This is a genomic window from Cupriavidus sp. CER-90 (genome assembly GCF_057652055.1).
Genome location: NZ_JBYGYM010000001.1, coordinates 1,608,604 through 1,625,829, shown reverse-complemented (window position 1 = coordinate 1,625,829; position 17,226 = coordinate 1,608,604). Strand labels below are relative to the sequence as shown.

The following is a 17,226-nucleotide window of genomic DNA, read 5'->3' as shown; positions in this document are numbered from 1 at the left end:
GCATGCCCATATGCCGTCACATCGGATATGGCGCAACGAATTCATTCCTTCGGCCCCGGCGGTAAGGGCGCTTATCTTGGTCCGTCCGATCACAACCATGCGCCCCGATGTCCCTGCCCCACAATCCCGCGCGCCGCGCCGCCTTGCGCGGCATCGCCCGACACGGCCTCGGCGCCGCCGCGCTGTTCTCCACGTTCGGTGCAGCGGCCAGCGCCCGCCCCGACGTGATCCGCATCGGCGTGGCGCAACCGGCCACCGGCACGCCGCCAACGTTTGCCGGCAGTTCGCTGGCGATCGCGCATGCCAAGGGCTGGTTCGAGGAAGCCTTCAAGCCAGCCGGCACCCGCGTGGAGTGGTTCTTCTTCAAGGGCGCCGGCCCGGCGGTCAACGAGGCGCTGACCAACCGCCAGCTCGACTTCGCGCTGCAGGGCGACCTGCCCGCCATCGTGGCCCGCGCGGCCGGGCTCAAGACCAGGCTGGTACTGGCAACGGGCGTGCGCGCCAACATCTATATCGGCGTGCCGCCCGATTCGCCGCTGAAGACCGTGGCCGACTTGCGCGGCAAGCGTGTGTCGCTGTTCAAGGGCACCAACATGCATCTGCCGGCACTGCGGCTACTGGAAGCCAATGGCCTGACGGACAAGGATCTGCGGCTGCTGAACCTGGACACGGCCGGCTATCTGGCTGCGCTGTCCACGCGCGACATCGACGCGGCGATTGGCGCCATGGACATCCTGCGCCTGCGCGACAAGGGTGCCGTGCGCATTCTGTACAGCAGCAAGAACCAGTCACCGATCTACACGCGCCAGAGCCATGTGCTGGTGACCGAGGATTTCAGCAACCGCTATCCCGAGGCCACGCAGCAGTTCGTGAAGACCGCCGTGGAGGCGGCCCGCTGGGCGTCCGACGAAAGCCACCGCGAGGAGGTGCTGCGCACCTGGGCCCGCGCCGGCACGCCGTATGACCACTGGAAGGAGGATTTCGACGGTGAACCGCTGCGGGTGCGCCTGAACCCGAACTTCGACCCGTTCCTGGTCTCCCGCTACAAGGATGCCAGCGAGCAGGCCTACCGCTTCCGCCTGAGCCGCGCGCGGTTCGACGTCGACCAGTGGATCGACCAGCGATACCTGAAGACCGCGCTCAACGACCTGCACCTGCAGAGCTACTGGCCCATCTATCAACCTGACGGCAAGATCCTGGGAGCGTGACCATGGCCGCCCAACCGATTGCAATCAACGTGCCTTCCGCGGTGCCATCCGCGTCGGCAACGCCTGCCGCACCTGCATGGCGGCGCGACTGGCTGACCGCCACGCTGCTGGCCTGGCCCGTGCCGCTGGCGCTGCTCGGGCTCTGGTATCTGGCCGCACGCTTCGAATGGATTCCACCGCAGGTGCTGCCCGCGCCCGATGCCGTGCTGGCCACGCTGGAAGACCTGTATCGCAGCGGCGAGCTCTGGTCGAACCTGCAGGTCAGCGCGCTGCGCGTGGCCGGTGGCTTTGCCGTCGGGCTGGCTGGTGGCCTGGCACTGGGTGCGGCGATGGCCCTGTCGCCGCGCTTTCGCGACTACGTCTATCCCACGTTCAAGGCCTTCAGCCAGGTGCCGGTGCTGGGCTGGCTGCCGCTGCTGATGCTGCTGGTGGGCATCGACGAGGCGCTGAAGATCATCCTGATCGCCAAGGCCGCGCTGGTGCCCATCGCGATCAACACGTACAAGGGCATTCACAACGTCCCCACCCGCTATCTGGAAGTGGCACGCGTGCTGAAGCTCACGCGCTGGCAGACGCTCGCGCGCGTGGTCTTCCCGGCCGCCGCGGCGCCGATCTGGAACGGCGTGCGATACGGCCTGACCCACGCTTGGCTGGCACTTGTTGTGGTGGAACTGCTGGCCTCGTCGGAAGGGCTCGGCTACATGATCGTGTACGGGCGCCAGTTGTTCCAGCTCGACATGGTCATCGCCGCGGTGATCGTTGTCGGCGCGGTCGGCTTCACGCTCGACAAGGCGTTGGCGCTGGCCGAGCAGGCCGTGCTGCGCTGGCGCAAGCCAGGCTTCTGAGGAGCCGCCCATGACCGGATTTGCCATCCGCAGGAGGCTCCGTATCCCCCGTGCGCTGCGCGGCTGGGTCCTGCCCTTGACGATGATCCTGCTCTGGTGGGCCGCGGTGCGCTTCGGCTGGTCGACGTCGCCGCTGCTTGTCCCCGTGTCGAAAGTCTGGGCCACCGCCGTCGAGCAGGTGACCACCGGCAGGCTGTTCGTCGCGCTGCAGGCCAGCCTGTGGCGCGACCTTGCCGGCTTCGCCATCGGCACCACGGCCGGCCTCGCGTTCGGCACGGCGCTGGGGCTGTCCCGGCTGTTCGAGAAGCTTGTCGGGCCGACGTTCCACACCGTCAAGCAGATCTCGCTGTTCGCATGGATTCCGCTGATCTCTGTCTGGTTCGGCCTGGGCGATGCGGCCAAGGTGGTCTTCCTGTCGCTGGCGGCGTTCTTCCCGGTCGTGCTCAACACGTTCGAAGGCATCCGCGCGGTGCCGGCCGATCTGCTCGAAGTGGCCCGCGTGCTGCGCTTCTCGCGCTGGCAGACGTTCCGGCGCGTGGTGCTGCCCGCGGCCTCCCCGTCGATCTTCGCCGGCATCCATCTGGGCCTGATCTACGCGTGGCTGGCCACGCTCGGCGCCGAGTACCTGCTGGTGGCGGGCAAGGGCATTGGCAACACCATGATCGACGGCCGCGAGAACTTCTGGATGGACCTCGTCCTCTTTGGCGTGATCGTCGTGGGCCTGGTCGGCTTCACGCTGAACTGGATCGCCGCACGCATCGAAGCCCGTCTGCTGCGCTGGCGCGGCCGTTCGGTCGCAGCCGCTTGAACTGATATCCCGGAGACCCTCATGCCACACGCCGGCACACTCGACATCACCCATCTGCACAAGCACTACGACGTCAAGGGCAAGACCCTGCCCGTTCTCGACGATGTGTCGCTTTCGATCGCCCCCGGCGAGTTTGTCAGCATCGTCGGCGCCAGCGGCTGCGGCAAGTCCACGCTGCTGCGGCTGGTGGTAGGACTCGAAGACGATTACCGCGGCGACATCCGCCTGGACGGGCAGCGCGTGGCCGGCACCAGCCTGCAGCGCGGCATCGTGTTCCAGGAGCATCGCCTGTTCCCGTGGCTGACCGTGTCGCAGAACATCGGGCTGTCGCTGATCAACAGCAAGCTCAGCGAAGGCGACAGGTTCCGCACGGTGCAGTCGCATATCGAACTGGTCGGGCTGCAAGGCTTCGAGAACGCCTATCCGTACCAGCTGTCGGGCGGCATGTCGCAGCGCGTGGCCATCGCCCGCGCGCTGGTGACGCGGCCCGAAGTGCTGTTGCTGGACGAGCCGTTCGGCGCGCTGGACGCCATCACGCGCGCCCACCTGCAGCACGAGCTGCAGCGCATCTGGCAGGCCGAAGGCATCACGATGATCCTGGTCACGCACGATGTGGAAGAGGCCGTGTTCCTGGGTGACCGCGTGGTCATCATGGAACCCAGGCCTGGCCGCATCCGCAGCGTGCTGCCGATCGGCCTGCCGCATCCGCGCGACCGGGCGTCGCCCGCGTTCGCGCAGGCCCGCGAACAGGTGATGCGCGAATTTGGCGCGCTGCATGCCACGCCCGGCGCCCAGGCCGCGCTGTCCCATTGAACGTTGCCGATCCACTGCCCTACTCGCCCCCGGAGCCTTCCATGACGCAAACCCAGCCGCAGGTCGAACTCGATATCCACCCCGTTGCGGGACGCATTGGCGCCGAAGTGCGCGGCATCCGTCTCGATGGCGATCTGCCGCCCGCCACGTTCGCCGCCATTCGCGCCGCGCTGCTGCGCCACAAGGTGCTGTTCTTCCGCCAGCAGGCACATCTCGACGACGCCTCGCAGCAGGCCTTCGGCAAGCTGTTCGGCACACCGGTGCCGCACCCCACGGTACCGTCGCGCGACGGCACGGTCCTGCTCGAACTCGACTCGCAACACGGCGGCCGCGCCAATTCCTGGCATACGGACGTCACCTTCGACCTGGCCTATCCGCAGGTATCGGTGCTGCGCGCCGTCAAAGTGCCTGCCGCCGGTGGCGATACGGTCTGGGCCAACACGGCTGCGGCCTACCAGGACCTGCCCGCGCCGCTGCGCGCGCTGGCAGACCAGCTCTGGGCGCTGCATACCAACGACTACGACTATGCGGCGTCACGCCCGCTGCCCGACGATGCCGGCGCGCGCCGTCATCGCGAACTGTTCACGTCCACGCTTTATGAAACCGAGCACCCGGTGGTGCGTGTCCACCCCGAGACCGGGGAACGCACGCTGGTACTGGGCCATTTCGTCAAGAAGCTGCTCGGCTATTCGTCGGCCGATTCCGCGCACCTGGTGTCGCTGCTGCAGGGCCACGTGCATCGGCTGGAGAACACGGTGCGCTGGCGCTGGCAGGCTGGCGACGTGGCGATCTGGGACAACCGGGCCACCCAGCACTACGCCATCAACGACTATGGCGACGCGCACCGCATCGTGCGCCGCGTCACGATCGCCGGCGACGTGCCGGTCAGTGTCGATGGTCAACCCAGCCGTGCGGTCAAGCCCGCGCCCGTGGCCGAACAACGCAAGGCAGCCTGACCATGAGCCAGACGCAATCCCCACGGCAGCTCCATCTCGGCGCCTTCGTCATGGCCACCGGCCACCATGTGGCGGGCTGGCGCCATCCCGAGGCCCATGCCGATGCCGGCCGCAGCCTGGCGCACTACGCGGCGCTGGCCCGGCGCGCGGAATCGGCCGGCTTCGACGCACTGTTCCTGGCCGATGGCGTGGCGATTCGCGGCATGGACGATGCCACGCTGCCGCACACGGCACGCGCGGCATCGTTCGAGCCGCTGACGCTGCTGTCGGCGCTGGCGGCGGTCACGCAGCGGATCGGGCTGGTGGCGACAGTCTCCACCACGTACAACGAGCCCTATCACGTGGCGCGCAAGTTCGCCTCGCTGGATCACCTGAGCGGTGGCCGCGCGGGCTGGAACGTGGTGACGTCGTGGTCCGATGCCGAGGCGCGCAACTTCAGCCTGGACAAGCATCCCGAGCATGCGGACCGCTATGCGCGCGCCGAGGAATTCGTCGATGTGGTGACCGGCCTGTGGGATACCTGGGAAGACGACGCCCTGGTCCATGACAAGACCCGCGGCGTTCATTTCGTGCCCGAGAAACTGCACCGGCTCGATCACCGGGGCAAGCATTTCCAGGTGCGTGGGCCGCTCAACGTATCGCGGCCACCGCAGGGGCACCCCGTGATCGTGCAGGCCGGATCGTCGGAGGCCGGGCAGGCACTGGCAGCGCGTACCGCCGAGGTGATATTCACGGCGCAGCAGTCGCTGGAAGGCGCACAGGCGTTCTACCGCGGGCTCAAGGGCCGGCTGGCGCGGTTTGGCCGCTCGCCGGACCAGCTCAAGATTCTGCCGGGCGTCTTCCCGGTGGTGGGACGCACGGCCGCCGAAGCCGAGGAAAAATTCGAGGCGCTGCAGGATCTGATCCTGCCATCGGTGGGGTTGGCGCTGCTGTCGCAGCACCTGGGCGGCATCGACCTGAGCGGCTATCCGCTCGACGGCCCGCTGCCCGACAACCTGCAGGAGCCCAATGGCGCCAAGAGCCGCTTCCAGCTGGTGACCGGTGTCGCCCGTGCGGAAGGGCTGACGATCCGCCAGCTGTGCCGGCGCGTAGCCACCGCACGCGGACACTGGTCGATCCACGGCACGCCGTCGCAGATCGTCGACCAGCTGCAGGCGTGGTTCGAAGGCGAAGCCGCCGATGGCTTCAACGTGATGCCACCGTGGCTGCCCGGCGGGCTCGACGACTTCATCGAACTGGTGCTGCCGGAACTGCGCCGGCGCGGGCTGTTCCGCGAGCAATACACGGGCACCACGCTGCGCGAACATCTGGGGCTGGCGCGACCGGCCGGACGGCGGCGCGCAGCGGCGGCGGATGCAAGGGTGGCCTAGCCGACGTCGCAGCCGACGAAGCCGGACGCTTGCCCGCGTGCTGCGGCGTCCGGCTTCACGGCGCTGTCTTACGGGCGGGACGGGTATAAGCCGGTGGTGCACACCACGTAGTAAAGACCCGTGGGCTCCACGGCGGTAAGGTTCGGCAACGCGAAGTTGTTCTGGCCGTCACCACCAAAGCGGGTGCCAAACAACGAAAACAGCGCGGAGTACTGGCTGATCGGCAGCAGGGCGCCGTTGGCGCGCATGCCCGCGCCAAAGGGCACGGCGGTCAGCCAGATGCTCCCCATCATGCAGTCGACCCCATTGCCGGCACCGCCGCTGTAGCCTCCGTCGGTGCCGCCCAGGCCCGGGACCGTGCCAGCGGGACCCGTCGCGCCGGTGGCGCCCGTGGCACCGGTCGCGCCCGTGGCCCCTGCAGGACCGGTGGCCCCGGTGGAACCCGTGGCACCCGTTGCGCCCGTTGCGCCTGTTGCGCCCGCAGGCCCCGTCGCACCGGTCGCCCCTGCGGGGCCAGTAGCACCCGTGGCACCTGTCGCGCCCGTTGCCCCGGTAGCCCCGGTAGCCCCGGCCACACCTGTGGCACCCGTGGCACCCGTTGCCCCCGTATTGCCTTGCGGGCCTGCCGCCCCGTCAGCACCGTTGGCGCCGTTTGCCCCGGCCGGACCAGTCGCACCGGTGGCGCCGGTGGCACCCGTGGCGCCCGTCGCGCCAGTCGGCCCCACCGGACCGACCTTGCCCTGTGCCACATCGTTCGACAAGGCGGCCAGCGTCGAATTGGTCAGCTTGAGCTTGGCCGCGATGTCTTCCAGACGGTCATCGTAGTTGTCGCCGTTGCGCGGATTGAATTTCTGGTTGAGCAGGTTCAGCGAATCCGCGTTGACGCCCAGCGTGGACAGGCGCTGCTTGACCTGGGTAATGGCCAGCGCCAGCTTTTCGCTGGCCGCGGCGGCCGATACTGTCGAGAAATTGGTGAAGAACGCTTCGGTATCGGCATTGCCATAGGCGGCCGCCACAACCAGTTCGGTAATCGGCGTAACGTTGGTTGTGCCGGCCGATTCGATGTACGAGTGCAACACTTCGCCGGTGGCCGTGGTCACGCGCACCACGCACGGCAGCGCCAGGTTCGCCGTGGAGGTGCTCCAGCTGCCGTCAGATCCGGTCGTCACGGTGGTCTGGCCGCTCACGCATTTGACCGTCAGCGCGGCATTCATGATCGGCGCGCCGGTGGCCGCAGTGCCCGAAATCGTCGCGGCCGGCAGCGCTGACGGGGTGCTGGCCGCACTTCCGGCGCCGTCTCCGCCACCGCAGCTTGCAAGAAGTACCGACGTGGCCACCGATAGGGCGGCAGCCCGTTGTTGTTGTTTCATTTTCCCGTTCCCTTTTGAATTGATGGTGTTATCGATGCGCCGTCGGGCCTGCATGCGAGGGCAGCCCCGCCTGGCGCGGCTGCATCTTAGCGATGGACAGGAAGGCGGGACACTTCAAATCACCCCCCACCTTGGTGGGGCAGACAGTGCCGCGCGCCCGGCCAGCACCGCGCGGCCAAAAGCGGGTATTCTTCGCCCCGGATTTTTGAGCCAGCGAGGATCGCGGTGACACGCATTTGCCTGAACATGATCGTCAAGGACGAAGCCCCGGTGATCGAACGCTGCCTGGCCAGCGTGAAGCCCTGGATCGACCATTGGGTCATCGTCGATACGGGTTCCAGCGACGGCACGCAGGACGTGATCCGCCGCTTCATGGCCGACATGCCCGGCGCGTTGCACGAACGCCCGTGGCGCAACTTCGCCCACAACCGCAACGAGGCCATGGCGTTGGCCCGTACGGCCATGGGCGACGCCGGCGGCAATGACGGCGACAGCGGCGAGGGCGACTATCTGCTGTGCATTGACGCCGACGAAACACTGCGCATGGCGCCGGACTTCCGCTGGCCCGACCTGCAGGCCGATGGCTATCAGTTCCGCTGCGAACTCGACGGCTGGCACTATCTGCGTAACGCGCTGGTGAGCGCCCGCCAGCCCTGGCGCTGGGAAGGCGTGCTGCACGAATTCCTGACGCAGGACGCGCCGCACCGCTGGGAGGCCCTGCCGCAGGCGACCATCGTCGTGGCGCGCGATGGCGCCCGCGCGCGCGACCCGCAGACCTACCTGCGCGATATCGCCGTGCTGGAACAGGCCGTGCGCGACGCGCCCGCCAATACGCGCTACCGCTTCTATCTGGCGCAAAGCTATCGCGACGCCGGCAAGCTTGACGATGCCCTGCGCCTCTACGACGAACGCGCCGCGATGGGTGGCTGGGACGAGGAAGTGTGGTTCGCGCGCTTTCAGATCGCCGTCCTGGGCGAGCGTCGCGGCGACGCACCCGCCGACGTACAGGCGGCCTATCTGGACGCCTACCAGCAACGCCCGACCCGGGCGGAACCGCTGTGCGAACTGGCGCGCTTTCACCGGCTGCGCAGTGAATTCGCGCTGGCGCACCTGTTCGCGCAACAGGCCGCCAGCCTGCCGATGCCGGCCGATGCGCTGTTCGTCGACGAATCGGTCTACGCCTGGCGCGCGCTCGATGAACTGGTGGTCAGCGCGTACTACGTGGGTGCGCTCGACCAGGGCCGCGACGCCCTGCGGCGGTTGCTCGCGGCAAGCCGCTTTCCCGACAGCGAACGGCCCCGCATCGTCGGAAACGGCCAGTATTTCGGGTTGTAGCGGACGGACCTTGCCGTGCTTCAGGCCGGCTTCGCCCCGGTGTACGGGTTCGGGTTGGCGTCCTGACCCGCGTCCTCACCCACATTCTGGCTCGCGGTCTGGCCGGCGCGGCCAAGCTGGCCGGTGAGCCCCGGCTGGCTCGACTGTTCCGTCCAGCGCGTATCGCCGCTGCCGGGCAGCACCCTGATCCGGTTCTCGACATCCTTGACGCCGTACACCGATGCGGCGATGTCCTCGATGCGGTACTTCTGCGGGCGCGCCGGCACCGTGCCGGAGAGCGTGACCCAGCCTTCCGACACCGCCACCTCGACTTCGCGCACATCGAGCCGGCCCGCATGGGCCAGCCGTTCGCACAGGTCTTCGCGAATCCGTTCGTCCGGGCGGGTATAGCCCTTGGGCCCGGCTGGCGGCCGCCGCCCTTGCGGCCGCGCGGAGCCGCCGGGACCATGGCCGTAGGTGCCGGGCAACGCCCGGTCATCGACGCCGCTACCGCGGGCCGTGCCGTAGCCGTCGCGCCAGCGGTGTTCGCCTGGCGTGCCGCCATGGCGGTAGGCGGCGCTGCCATCGTCGCGGTCGCGCACTTCGTCGGGATAGCCGTGCCCGATGCCCCAGCCCGCCTGGCCTGTATAGCGCATGCGTTCCATGCGTCGCGGATCGCCGCCGTAATCGCGCGGCGGCCCGCGCTGGTCGTCGAGGAATCGATCGTCGCGATGTCCGCCGTCCCTGCTGTCTCGGTTCATGACCTCTCCCGCTGGCTGACTTCCATGGCTGATCGGTGACACGTCAGGCCCCACGGCCCTTTTTCGAGGGTTCGCCCGGCGACGACGACGTGGCCTGATGTTGCGCGCCGGGATCTTCGTTGCGGAATCCGCCATAGCTGCTCTGGCCCGGATCTGCGCTGCGGCTCTTCAACTGGTCGGCGCGCCGGTCGGTGCGCACGCCGGGATTGGCGCCGCCGCGCTTTTCGGCTGGCGTGCCGGTATGTGGCTTGCTGGGCATCACGGTCTCCTGATGGCAATCGCGGCGGGAAAGCCGCAAGCATCATGCCAATGGCGGCCCGGCGTGCCGGTCCTTGCGCCTCCGGCATGGCGCTTGCCTTTCTTCCTGGTACCGATTCACCACCGAGCGAGGACTGCCATGTCAGTATCCAACCTGCGATTTACCGGTTTCCTGATGCTTGCGGCCGCAGCGGCAGTCATGTCCGTGGCAGCCCCGGGCACGCACGCGGCACCGCTGTCGGACCAGCCGGGCACCGCCATGGCCGGCGACGGCGATGTCATGTTCCTGCGCAAGGCCGCCATGGCCGGGACGCTGGAAATCGACGCCAGCAACCTCGCGCAAAGCCGCGCCAGCAGCCCTGCCGTCAAGTCGTTTGCCACGCAGATGATCCAGGACCATCGTGCCGCCGAGGCAAAGCTGAAGCAGCAGGCGCAAAGGCTGGGGGTGCAGTTGCCAGCCACGCCGCTGCAGAAGGACCAGCAGGTGCTGGCCAGGCTGGGGCAACTGAAGGGCGCCGAGTTCGACCGGGCCTACGCGCAGCAGGTTGGCGTGGACGCGCACCAGGACGCCGTGGCGCTGTTCCGCAAGGCGGCGGACGATGCCAAGGACGAGGGCGTCAAATCGTTCGCGCGTCAGACGCTGCCCACGCTGGAGCACCATCTGGAGATGGCGCAGAAAATGGCGTCGCAAGTGAAGTAGGCAGCCTTGCCGGTGTTTGCAGATCCAGACGGCGGATCTGCAAGCACGGTGCAATATCTTCGCGCCCCGGCGCAGACGTCAGCTTGCCCTGGCGAGGAAATACTGCGACACGATGGCCCGCGTGGTGGGGCTGGTCGTCAGTTTGTCCAGCACGTCGCGCGGTGCCCACTTCAGGTACTTGATCTCGTTGCGAGGCTTGGGCGTGGCAGACTTGCCCACGGCCGCCGCGAACACGTGGTGCACCGTGGTGGCGCCAATGAACTGAAAGGCCGTGGTCAGCGACTTGGCCTCGATCGCGGTTTCCTCGCGCAGTTCGCGCCACGCGGCTTCCACCAGCGATTCCTGGTCGTCGGGTCGTCCGCCGGGCAGGGCCCAGCGCACGCCGTCCTTCGAGACAAGCAGAACGTGTCCCTCGCGCACGCAAATGACCGTAGCTCTGATTTTCGGCTTGATGAAGGGCATGTCGGCCGTTCCCACCACTGCATGTTGTTTCATGACACCCGGACCACGCTGTGGCAATGATCCCACTATAAAAGCAAGCCGTCACGCCGCCACGCCGGGCGCTCCACGGGCGGCCTGTGCGAAACGAAGGCAAAGCGGACAAGCGCCTAGTGTCCCCGTCCAGCGCGTCGCTGGCAATGGATGGGATCGCCGCTGTTGCGCAACCACCTCACGCATGGGCCGTGCCAGCGCCGTCCCGGCGCGCGGCAGTGGCGAGCGCATGGTAGTGCGCAATGCGTTGTAGCGCCCACAGCGCCGCGGCCTGCCGGATCTGGGTACGATCCCCACGAAACTGGCGCGTTTCGGTGTACTCGCATATCGGGGTGCCCGGCAGGCGGACCAGCCACGCAAAGCACTGCGTGCCGGGCGGCGTGCCATCGGGCGCCCCATCGTCGGCCACGCCCGTGTTGGCGACGGCCACATCGGCCTGGCTGATCCGCATCACGCCTTGCGCCATGGCCAGCGATACCGCCTCGCTGGTCAGGCCGTGACGCGCGATCAATTCGGCGTTGACGCCAAGGATCTGCTCCTTGGCGTCGGGCGAATAGGCCACGATGGCGCACTTCAGCGTGCCGCCGCAACCGGGCACGTCGGCTATATGCGATGCAATGAGCCCGGCCGTGCAGGACTCCGCCGTGGCAAGCCGCAAATCATGGCGCTGCAGGAAGTGTGCGGCGGCCTCAGCCGGGTGCATGGGCGTCCTCCGTTCGGGGTTGCGTGGGCCGTGGCGCGTCGTGGCGCGGCGGGCCGGGATGTTCGACAAACGATATCTGCCCGTCCCGTTCGAGCACGACATCCCATTGCTTGTCACCGCCCCCGTGCCGCTGGTCGTCCCAGCCCGGGGTGTGCAGCTTCGCCCTGGCGTTGGCGTCGAGATCTTCGTCGCTGAGCATGGCACGCTTGCGGGCATGGCGATCCTCTCGCCCGTCCTTCACCAGCACGATCGGCCGGCCGCTGACGACACGGTCAATCGCCGGCCATGTCGCGGACAGCATGCAGACCAGCCGATGCATGAAGACCAGCACGGCCGCCGCCGCCAGCGTGCCCAGGATCGGGCTGGCGCCCGCCACCGCGCGCGACAGGATCGCGCCCAGCAGCAGCATGATGCAGAGGTCGAACGCGGTTTTCTGGGCGAAGGTCCGCCGGCCTGCCGCGCGCAGCAACAGCCATGTGGCCAGGAAGACCAGCGCCGCACGCGCGGACATCTGATACCACGCGAGCTCCCGGCCCACGCCGAATACCGCCTCGAATGCCGCCTCCATGAGGACCCCGCCCCGCCCGCGGCGTTCAGCCCCGGATCGACCTGGGATCGTGCCCGAACGAATTGCGCGCCCGGATCTGGCCGTCCCGGCCGTGGATAAACAGTTCGGCCTGGTTCTGCCGGGCCATCTCGGTAGCCACTGCGATGGCATCCTCCTGCGTGGCAAACAGCTTCCGGCCCGCCGGGCTTTTGGCCTCTTCCACGGCCCATCCATCGGGGGCCGGCACCACGTGTACGTCCTTGCCGCTCATTTCGGTCTCCATGGGTGTCTGTCACATGTCTTACTTATTCACCCAAAACGGCTGGCGCGGTAGTCGGCCGGGGTCTGACAACTGCGTCAGCCAACGTCGATGTTCACAACACCGGCGTTTACAACGCGGCGCCGCGTCCGGAACGGGTGCTTTCCGTACCGACTGACACTTCCATTTCTGACCTAGATTATTTATGCGCCCGGCGGTCCAGACCTGTCGGGCCTCCCTTGATCCATGGCGCCCGCTCTCCCGGAGGGGCGCTTCTTTTTTGCTTGCGCCGCGATTACTCCACCGTGACCGACTTGGCCAGGTTGCGTGGCTTGTCGATATCGGTGCCACGCGCCAGCGCGGTGTGATACGCCAGCAACTGCATCGGAATGGTGTGGACGATGGGCGATAGCAGCCCGTAGTGCTCGGTGAGCCGGATGATTTCGAGGCCCTCGCCCGGCTGCAGCGCGCAGTCGATATCCGCGAACACATAGAGCTTGCCGTTGCGTGCGTGTACCTCGTGCATGTTCGACTTCAGCTTTTCGAGCAGGCTGTCATTGGGCGCCACGGCCACCACGGGCATCTGGTCGCTGATCAGGGCCAGCGGCCCGTGCTTGAGTTCGCCCGCCGCGTAGCCCTCCGCGTGGATGTAGGAGATCTCCTTCATCTTCAGCGCGCCTTCCAGCGCGATCGGATAGTGCATGCCACGTCCCAGGAACAGGATGTTCTCCTTGCGGGTCAGCTGATCGGCCCAGCCGATGAAGTGCGGCTCCAGCGCCAGCACGCGGCTCAGTGCGTCGGGCAGGTGCCGCAGCGCGCGCAGGTGTTCCTGCTCTTCGGCGTCGGACAGGCGGCCGCGCATCTGCGCCAGCGTCAGCGCCAGCAGGAACAGCGCCACCAGTTGCGTGGTGAATGCCTTCGTGGAAGCCACGCCGATTTCCACGCCTGCCCGTGTGATGAATTGCATCGCGCAGGCCCGCACCAGGGCGCTGGTGGCCACGTTGCAGATCGCCAGCGTGCGATGCATGCCGCGCTCGCGCGCCGCCTGCACGGCACCGAGCACATCGGCGGTCTCACCGCTTTGCGACACCGCCACCACCAGCATGTTCGGATTGCTGAATCCGTCCCGATAGCGATACTCGCTGGCAATTTCCACCCGCACCGGCAGGTTGGCCAGCCGTTCGATCCAGTAGCTGGCGGTCAGCGCCGCGTGATAGCTGCCGCCACACGCCAGCAGCAGCACGGCATCCACGGTTTCGAGCTGCCGATACGCGCCATCGCCAAACAGCTCGGGCATGATGGACGTGATGTCCTGCAGCGTGTCGACCACGGCGCGCGGCTGCTCGAAAATGTCCTTCTGCATGTAGTGCTGGTACAGCCCCAGATCGGCCGCCGCACTATGCGCCGCCACGGTATGCACGGCACGCTCCACACGCTGGCCGGCAACATCGACGATCCAGTGGCGATGCATCTGCACATCAGCCACGTCGCCGTCCTCGAGGTAGACGATCTGGTTCGTGACCGCGGCCACCGCGATGGCATCGGACGCCAGGTAGTTCTCGCCTTCGCCGATACCCACCACCAGGGGCATGCCGTGCCGGGCGCCCACCAGCCGGTGAGGCTCGTCGCGGCACAGCACGGCAATCGCATAGCTGCCGCGTAGCCGCCTGACGGCCTCGCGCACCGCGTCGAACAGGTCGCCGTTGTAGAGATGGTCCACCAGGTGCGCGATCACCTCGCTGTCGGTCTGGCTGGCGAACACATAGCCGTGGGCTTCCAGTTCGCCGCGCAGGGCCTCGTGGTTTTCGATGATGCCGTTGTGGGACAGCGCGATACGCGGTGCGCGATCGTTCGGCGAGAAATGCGGGTGGGCGTTGGCCGTGACCGGCTTGCCATGCGTGGCCCAGCGCGTGTGGGCAATTCCGGTATAGCCGTCGATGCCCTGTTCGGCCACGTCACGCTGCAACGCCGCCACACGGTCCACGCTGCGCGACCGCACCAGCCGCCCGCCCTGCAACGCGGCCACGCCGCATGAGTCGTAGCCACGGTATTCGAGCCGCTTCAGGCCATCGACCAGTTCTCCAACGATATCGCGCTGCGCCACCGCGCCCACAATTCCACACATAGCCCCTCCGGGTTCCGGTATCCCACATCGATTTGATGCGATGGACCGGATGGTAGGCTGCCCGTCACGAAATTTTCTTTCGAAAAATCGCTAACGGTGACGTTTTCAATTGGCGTACGATACGGCTGAAATTTTATTTCACTGCCTATGGCCATGACGTCCATCCCTCTCGATGACCTCGACCTGCGCATCCTGCAGGTCATGCAAGCCGATGCCTCGCTGACCAATGTCGAACTGGCGGCGCGCGTCTACGCGTCTGCGCCTACCACCATGCGGCGCGTACGTCGCTTGCGCGAGACCGGCGTGATCGCGCGCGAGATCGCCGTGCTGGACGCCGAAAAGGTCGGCCACGCGCTGACGGCCATCATCGAAGTGACACTCGACCGGCAGACGGCCGAAGACTACGCGGCGTTCGAAAGCCAGGTCTGCGCGGAGCCCGCGGTGACCCAGTGCTACCGCGTCTCGCCGGGGCCGGATTTCGTGGTGATGGTGGCATTGCGCGACATGGCCGCCTACGACGCCTTCGCGCGGCGCCTGTTCCGGGGCGCCAGCAACGTTCGCAACGTGCGGACGTTCTTCTCGACGCATTGCGCGCGGTTCGCGGCCAACCCGCCGGTCACCGCAGACCGCGCGCCAAACGCGCCCTGATTCACAGCCGCCGCCCAGACACCGCACGACCTGACCCCGCAACGGACTGTTTGCTGACGGCCGCCAGCGGCCGGGCGCGGTGTTGGCGCGCGGCCAACGTTCGATGGCGATTTTCAGCCCTGGCGCGGCAGCCCCGCCACATTCGGCCCCTCGCATCCGCTGGTACGGGAACTGCGTAATAGCAGAGGAACGCCTCGCAGCGTTCCGTTGTGTTTCACCTGCCTTTGGAGTTTTGTCATGTCACGCAGATTCACCCTATCCCTTCTCTCCACCACTGCCCTGGCGCTCGGTCTGGCGGCAGGCGGCGCCCAGGCCTCGGGCCCGCACGACAGCACCCATGCTGGCGACAGGTACGGCTACAGCTTCCGCATGGATGCGCGCGATGTCTTCACCGACGGCGCGCGAGCCGGCCGATTTGACACGTTCAGCGAAGGCGCACGTGTCGTGGCCCCAACCACGCGCGAAATCGACAACGACCGTTCCCTGTCAGGGATGGACATCCGGGGCGTATCGGCCGAGCCCTCGCGGACGATTGACGTCTACACGGACGGCGCGCTGGCCGGCCTGGACCGCAGCGGCGTATCGGCCGAGCCCTCGCGGACGATTGACGTCTACACCGACGGCGCGCTGGCCTGAGCAGCGGTAGCGGGGTATCACTGGCGGGGCGCGTCCGACGGCTCAACTCCGGCGCGACGCGGCCCGTCAGACCGCCCTTCGCCGAAGTGCCTCGCCCGCCGTCAAGCCACCCCGGGGCGACTTACGCTGCCTGCGCCACATTCGCGCCCTGCCGTCCTGTGCCCGGCACGCGATTTGGCCATAGACTGAAACCTGCCGTGCGCAGGAAAGCGCGGCTGTAGCACCATCCAATCCCCAGTCAGCGAGCGAAGCCATGTCGATCCCCCACCTGTCTTCCGGCCAGACCGCCAGCGTGCTACCGCTGGGCGCCAACCTCAAGAACACCCCGACCACCGCGCTATTCAAAGCCCCGCACATGGAAGTGGCCCGCCTGGTAATGCTGGCAGGCAAACAGTTGCCCCCACACGCCGTGGCCGGCCCGCTGACCATCCAGTGCATCGAGGGAGAAGTCGAAGTCGCGCTGGACCACGGCTCGCAACGCCTGAAACCGGGCGACCTGATCTACCTGGCCGGCAACGTCCGGCACGACCTAAAGGCCGTGACCGATGCGTCGGTGTTGTTGACGATTGTGTTGATGGAGGGGGGCGCATAGCGACTTCGCCGAGGCCTGGTATTCGCGAATGGCTCCGCGGGCCTTATCTGCCTTCCGTTACCACCGCCGGCGGGCCATCGATACTTGTCGTCGGCAAATCGACAGGATCTACGAATTCCACGGATTCCAAAATCGCCTTGATTCGCGGCAGATCGTCTCTGCCTTTTGGATTTGACAACCATTGGACCGGAATGTACCCACACAAGGCATTTTTCTCATGGACCAAACAAAAGCGGAACCTGCGCGCTCGCTTCCGCTCGTCTCCTGTCGTGTCGTCCGCTGTATAAGCGATACCCTGCCAGTTGCGACCTTTCAGAGGCACCGTCTTCGCATTCGCCTTCTTTTCATAGGGTTCCATTTCCGTACAGGGGTATGAACTGCACCTCCACCAACGACCGTCGATCAGTTTTCCATCCAGAGAAATAGCGATTTTTTCGTCGGTCGCCTCCTTACAGAACAACCCGAAACCTCCCGATCTAAACCTCTGCGGACCCACCCTTGGAAGGAAATAAATCCCTTCTTTATCGTTGTAGGTCGCAAGTCTCCGCCCGAACAAATCTGCCATGCGGAATCGACATGGACCAATGACACGCACGTTTGAATCATTATTATTCGCGGAGCTTTCATGCGAAATTTCCGCCATAGCGATGCTTCCGAAAAGCAACTCACATAGCATGGAAATGAGGATGAAAATCATATTCAACTTGATCATCGGATTTTGTCGTCTCATAAGTCGCCACCGCCGTCCGGATGACCGTCCAGGCTTGAGATGCGGATACCGTCCGCCAGCGTGAAGAGGGCGGCGGCATAAGCCTAATAGC

Annotated in this window: 20 protein-coding genes; 11 read left to right on the top strand and 9 right to left on the bottom strand. The window is 66.7% G+C overall.

Features of this window, described 5'->3' with window-relative positions:
- The first annotated feature begins 107 nt into the window (after positions 1–107).
- Genes AC24R4_RS07280 through AC24R4_RS07255 form a run of 6 tightly spaced genes read left to right on the top strand, consistent with a single transcriptional unit; the run spans position 108 to position 6,000 of the window.
- On the top strand, positions 108–1,208 hold the full coding sequence (locus AC24R4_RS07280; RefSeq protein WP_487522608.1) for an ABC transporter substrate-binding protein: 1,101 nt from the start codon (positions 108–110) through the stop codon (positions 1,206–1,208).
- Between the two features lie 2 nt (positions 1,209–1,210).
- Entirely contained in the window at positions 1,211–2,053 is an 843-nt protein-coding gene (locus AC24R4_RS07275) for an ABC transporter permease (RefSeq protein WP_487522607.1), read from the top strand.
- A gap of 10 nt (positions 2,054–2,063) precedes the next feature.
- Complete coding sequence (locus AC24R4_RS07270; RefSeq protein ID WP_487522606.1) at positions 2,064–2,861, top strand: ABC transporter permease; 798 nt, start codon at positions 2,064–2,066, stop codon at positions 2,859–2,861.
- 21 nt (positions 2,862–2,882) lie between these two features.
- The gene (locus AC24R4_RS07265) at positions 2,883–3,674 is read left to right on the top strand and encodes an ABC transporter ATP-binding protein (protein WP_153946885.1); all 792 of its coding nucleotides are present in this window, start codon (positions 2,883–2,885) and stop codon (positions 3,672–3,674) included.
- Positions 3,675–3,715: 41 nt separating this feature from the next.
- The gene (locus tag AC24R4_RS07260; RefSeq protein ID WP_487522605.1) at positions 3,716–4,630 is read left to right on the top strand and encodes a TauD/TfdA dioxygenase family protein; all 915 of its coding nucleotides are present in this window, start codon (positions 3,716–3,718) and stop codon (positions 4,628–4,630) included.
- 2 nt (positions 4,631–4,632) lie between these two features.
- Positions 4,633–6,000, top strand: coding sequence for an LLM class flavin-dependent oxidoreductase (locus AC24R4_RS07255; protein ID WP_487522604.1), 1,368 nt, complete (start codon positions 4,633–4,635; stop codon positions 5,998–6,000).
- A 68-nt stretch (positions 6,001–6,068) separates the two neighbouring features.
- Here the strand turns inward: AC24R4_RS07255 and AC24R4_RS07250 are convergent, their stop codons facing one another.
- Positions 6,069–7,370 carry a tail fiber protein gene (locus tag AC24R4_RS07250; protein ID WP_487522603.1) on the bottom strand — a complete coding sequence of 434 codons (1,302 nt, stop codon included), beginning with the start codon at positions 7,368–7,370 and terminating at the stop codon, positions 6,069–6,071.
- A 225-nt stretch (positions 7,371–7,595) separates the two neighbouring features.
- Between AC24R4_RS07250 and AC24R4_RS07245 the strand changes: the two genes are divergently transcribed.
- Positions 7,596–8,705 carry a tetratricopeptide repeat-containing glycosyltransferase gene (locus tag AC24R4_RS07245; RefSeq protein WP_400396973.1) on the top strand — a complete coding sequence of 370 codons (1,110 nt, stop codon included), beginning with the start codon at positions 7,596–7,598 and terminating at the stop codon, positions 8,703–8,705.
- Positions 8,706–8,725: 20 nt separating this feature from the next.
- On the opposite strand, the gene AC24R4_RS07240 is transcribed toward AC24R4_RS07245, so the two are convergent.
- Both AC24R4_RS07240 and AC24R4_RS07235 read right to left on the bottom strand, forming a co-directional pair.
- A complete protein-coding gene (locus AC24R4_RS07240) occupies positions 8,726–9,445 on the bottom strand; it encodes a BON domain-containing protein (protein WP_487522602.1) in 720 nt (239 codons plus the stop codon).
- A gap of 43 nt (positions 9,446–9,488) precedes the next feature.
- A complete protein-coding gene (locus tag AC24R4_RS07235; RefSeq protein WP_487522601.1) occupies positions 9,489–9,704 on the bottom strand; it encodes a hypothetical protein in 216 nt (71 codons plus the stop codon).
- Between the two features lie 138 nt (positions 9,705–9,842).
- On the opposite strand from AC24R4_RS07235, the gene AC24R4_RS07230 reads away from it, so the two are divergent.
- Positions 9,843–10,403, top strand: a complete 561-nt coding sequence (locus tag AC24R4_RS07230) for a DUF4142 domain-containing protein (RefSeq protein ID WP_487522600.1) — start codon at positions 9,843–9,845, stop codon at positions 10,401–10,403.
- A 78-nt stretch (positions 10,404–10,481) separates the two neighbouring features.
- Here AC24R4_RS07230 and AC24R4_RS07225 read toward each other — a convergent pair whose 3' ends face one another.
- The 5 genes from AC24R4_RS07225 to glmS form a co-directional block, all read right to left on the bottom strand.
- Positions 10,482–10,898 (bottom strand): NUDIX hydrolase, encoded by a 417-nt coding sequence (locus AC24R4_RS07225; protein WP_487522599.1) that lies wholly within the window; start codon positions 10,896–10,898, stop codon positions 10,482–10,484.
- A gap of 175 nt (positions 10,899–11,073) precedes the next feature.
- Complete coding sequence (locus AC24R4_RS07220; protein ID WP_153946879.1) at positions 11,074–11,598, bottom strand: CinA family protein; 525 nt, start codon at positions 11,596–11,598, stop codon at positions 11,074–11,076.
- Entirely contained in the window at positions 11,585–12,166 is a 582-nt protein-coding gene (locus AC24R4_RS07215) for a DUF421 domain-containing protein (RefSeq protein ID WP_487522598.1), read from the bottom strand. The genes AC24R4_RS07220 and AC24R4_RS07215 overlap by 14 nt, the downstream gene beginning before the upstream one ends.
- A gap of 25 nt (positions 12,167–12,191) precedes the next feature.
- The gene (locus tag AC24R4_RS07210; RefSeq protein ID WP_487522597.1) at positions 12,192–12,416 is read right to left on the bottom strand and encodes a DUF2188 domain-containing protein; all 225 of its coding nucleotides are present in this window, start codon (positions 12,414–12,416) and stop codon (positions 12,192–12,194) included.
- A 283-nt stretch (positions 12,417–12,699) separates the two neighbouring features.
- On the bottom strand, positions 12,700–14,529 hold the full coding sequence (glmS, locus tag AC24R4_RS07205) for a glutamine--fructose-6-phosphate transaminase (isomerizing) (RefSeq protein ID WP_487522596.1): 1,830 nt from the start codon (positions 14,527–14,529) through the stop codon (positions 12,700–12,702).
- Positions 14,530–14,682: 153 nt separating this feature from the next.
- Between glmS and AC24R4_RS07200 the strand changes: the two genes are divergently transcribed.
- The 3 genes from AC24R4_RS07200 (at position 14,683) to AC24R4_RS07190 (ending at position 16,405) form a co-directional block, all read left to right on the top strand.
- A complete protein-coding gene (locus tag AC24R4_RS07200) occupies positions 14,683–15,177 on the top strand; it encodes an Lrp/AsnC family transcriptional regulator (RefSeq protein ID WP_487522595.1) in 495 nt (164 codons plus the stop codon).
- A gap of 237 nt (positions 15,178–15,414) precedes the next feature.
- On the top strand, positions 15,415–15,813 hold the full coding sequence (locus AC24R4_RS07195) for a hypothetical protein (protein WP_487522594.1): 399 nt from the start codon (positions 15,415–15,417) through the stop codon (positions 15,811–15,813).
- Between the two features lie 253 nt (positions 15,814–16,066).
- Entirely contained in the window at positions 16,067–16,405 is a 339-nt protein-coding gene (locus AC24R4_RS07190) for a cupin domain-containing protein (RefSeq protein WP_487522593.1), read from the top strand.
- Between the two features lie 43 nt (positions 16,406–16,448).
- On the opposite strand, the gene AC24R4_RS07185 is transcribed toward AC24R4_RS07190, so the two are convergent.
- On the bottom strand, positions 16,449–17,117 hold the full coding sequence (locus AC24R4_RS07185; RefSeq protein WP_487522592.1) for a hypothetical protein: 669 nt from the start codon (positions 17,115–17,117) through the stop codon (positions 16,449–16,451).
- Positions 17,118–17,226: the final 109 nt, after the last annotated feature.

Bases quoted from the DNA above. Each gene is read 5' to 3' on its own strand.
- AC24R4_RS07280 (WP_487522608.1), top strand. From the start codon at position 108: ATGTCCCTGCCCCACAATCCCGCGCGCCGCGCCGCCTTGCGCGGCATC.
- AC24R4_RS07275 (WP_487522607.1), top strand. From the start codon at position 1,211: ATGGCCGCCCAACCGATTGCAATCAACGTGCCTTCCGCGGTGCCATCC.
- AC24R4_RS07270 (WP_487522606.1), top strand. From the start codon at position 2,064: ATGACCGGATTTGCCATCCGCAGGAGGCTCCGTATCCCCCGTGCGCTG.
- AC24R4_RS07265 (WP_153946885.1), top strand. From the start codon at position 2,883: ATGCCACACGCCGGCACACTCGACATCACCCATCTGCACAAGCACTAC.
- AC24R4_RS07260 (WP_487522605.1), top strand. From the start codon at position 3,716: ATGACGCAAACCCAGCCGCAGGTCGAACTCGATATCCACCCCGTTGCG.
- AC24R4_RS07255 (WP_487522604.1), top strand. From the start codon at position 4,633: ATGAGCCAGACGCAATCCCCACGGCAGCTCCATCTCGGCGCCTTCGTC.
- AC24R4_RS07250 (WP_487522603.1), bottom strand. From the start codon at position 7,370: ATGAAACAACAACAACGGGCTGCCGCCCTATCGGTGGCCACGTCGGTA.
- AC24R4_RS07240 (WP_487522602.1), bottom strand. From the start codon at position 9,445: ATGAACCGAGACAGCAGGGACGGCGGACATCGCGACGATCGATTCCTC.
- AC24R4_RS07235 (WP_487522601.1), bottom strand. From the start codon at position 9,704: ATGCCCAGCAAGCCACATACCGGCACGCCAGCCGAAAAGCGCGGCGGC.
- AC24R4_RS07230 (WP_487522600.1), top strand. From the start codon at position 9,843: ATGTCAGTATCCAACCTGCGATTTACCGGTTTCCTGATGCTTGCGGCC.
- AC24R4_RS07225 (WP_487522599.1), bottom strand. From the start codon at position 10,898: ATGAAACAACATGCAGTGGTGGGAACGGCCGACATGCCCTTCATCAAG.
- AC24R4_RS07220 (WP_153946879.1), bottom strand. From the start codon at position 11,598: ATGCACCCGGCTGAGGCCGCCGCACACTTCCTGCAGCGCCATGATTTG.
- AC24R4_RS07215 (WP_487522598.1), bottom strand. From the start codon at position 12,166: ATGGAGGCGGCATTCGAGGCGGTATTCGGCGTGGGCCGGGAGCTCGCG.
- AC24R4_RS07210 (WP_487522597.1), bottom strand. From the start codon at position 12,416: ATGAGCGGCAAGGACGTACACGTGGTGCCGGCCCCCGATGGATGGGCC.
- glmS (WP_487522596.1), bottom strand. From the start codon at position 14,529: ATGTGTGGAATTGTGGGCGCGGTGGCGCAGCGCGATATCGTTGGAGAA.
- AC24R4_RS07200 (WP_487522595.1), top strand. From the start codon at position 14,683: ATGACGTCCATCCCTCTCGATGACCTCGACCTGCGCATCCTGCAGGTC.
- AC24R4_RS07195 (WP_487522594.1), top strand. From the start codon at position 15,415: ATGTCACGCAGATTCACCCTATCCCTTCTCTCCACCACTGCCCTGGCG.
- AC24R4_RS07190 (WP_487522593.1), top strand. From the start codon at position 16,067: ATGTCGATCCCCCACCTGTCTTCCGGCCAGACCGCCAGCGTGCTACCG.
- AC24R4_RS07185 (WP_487522592.1), bottom strand. From the start codon at position 17,117: ATGATCAAGTTGAATATGATTTTCATCCTCATTTCCATGCTATGTGAG.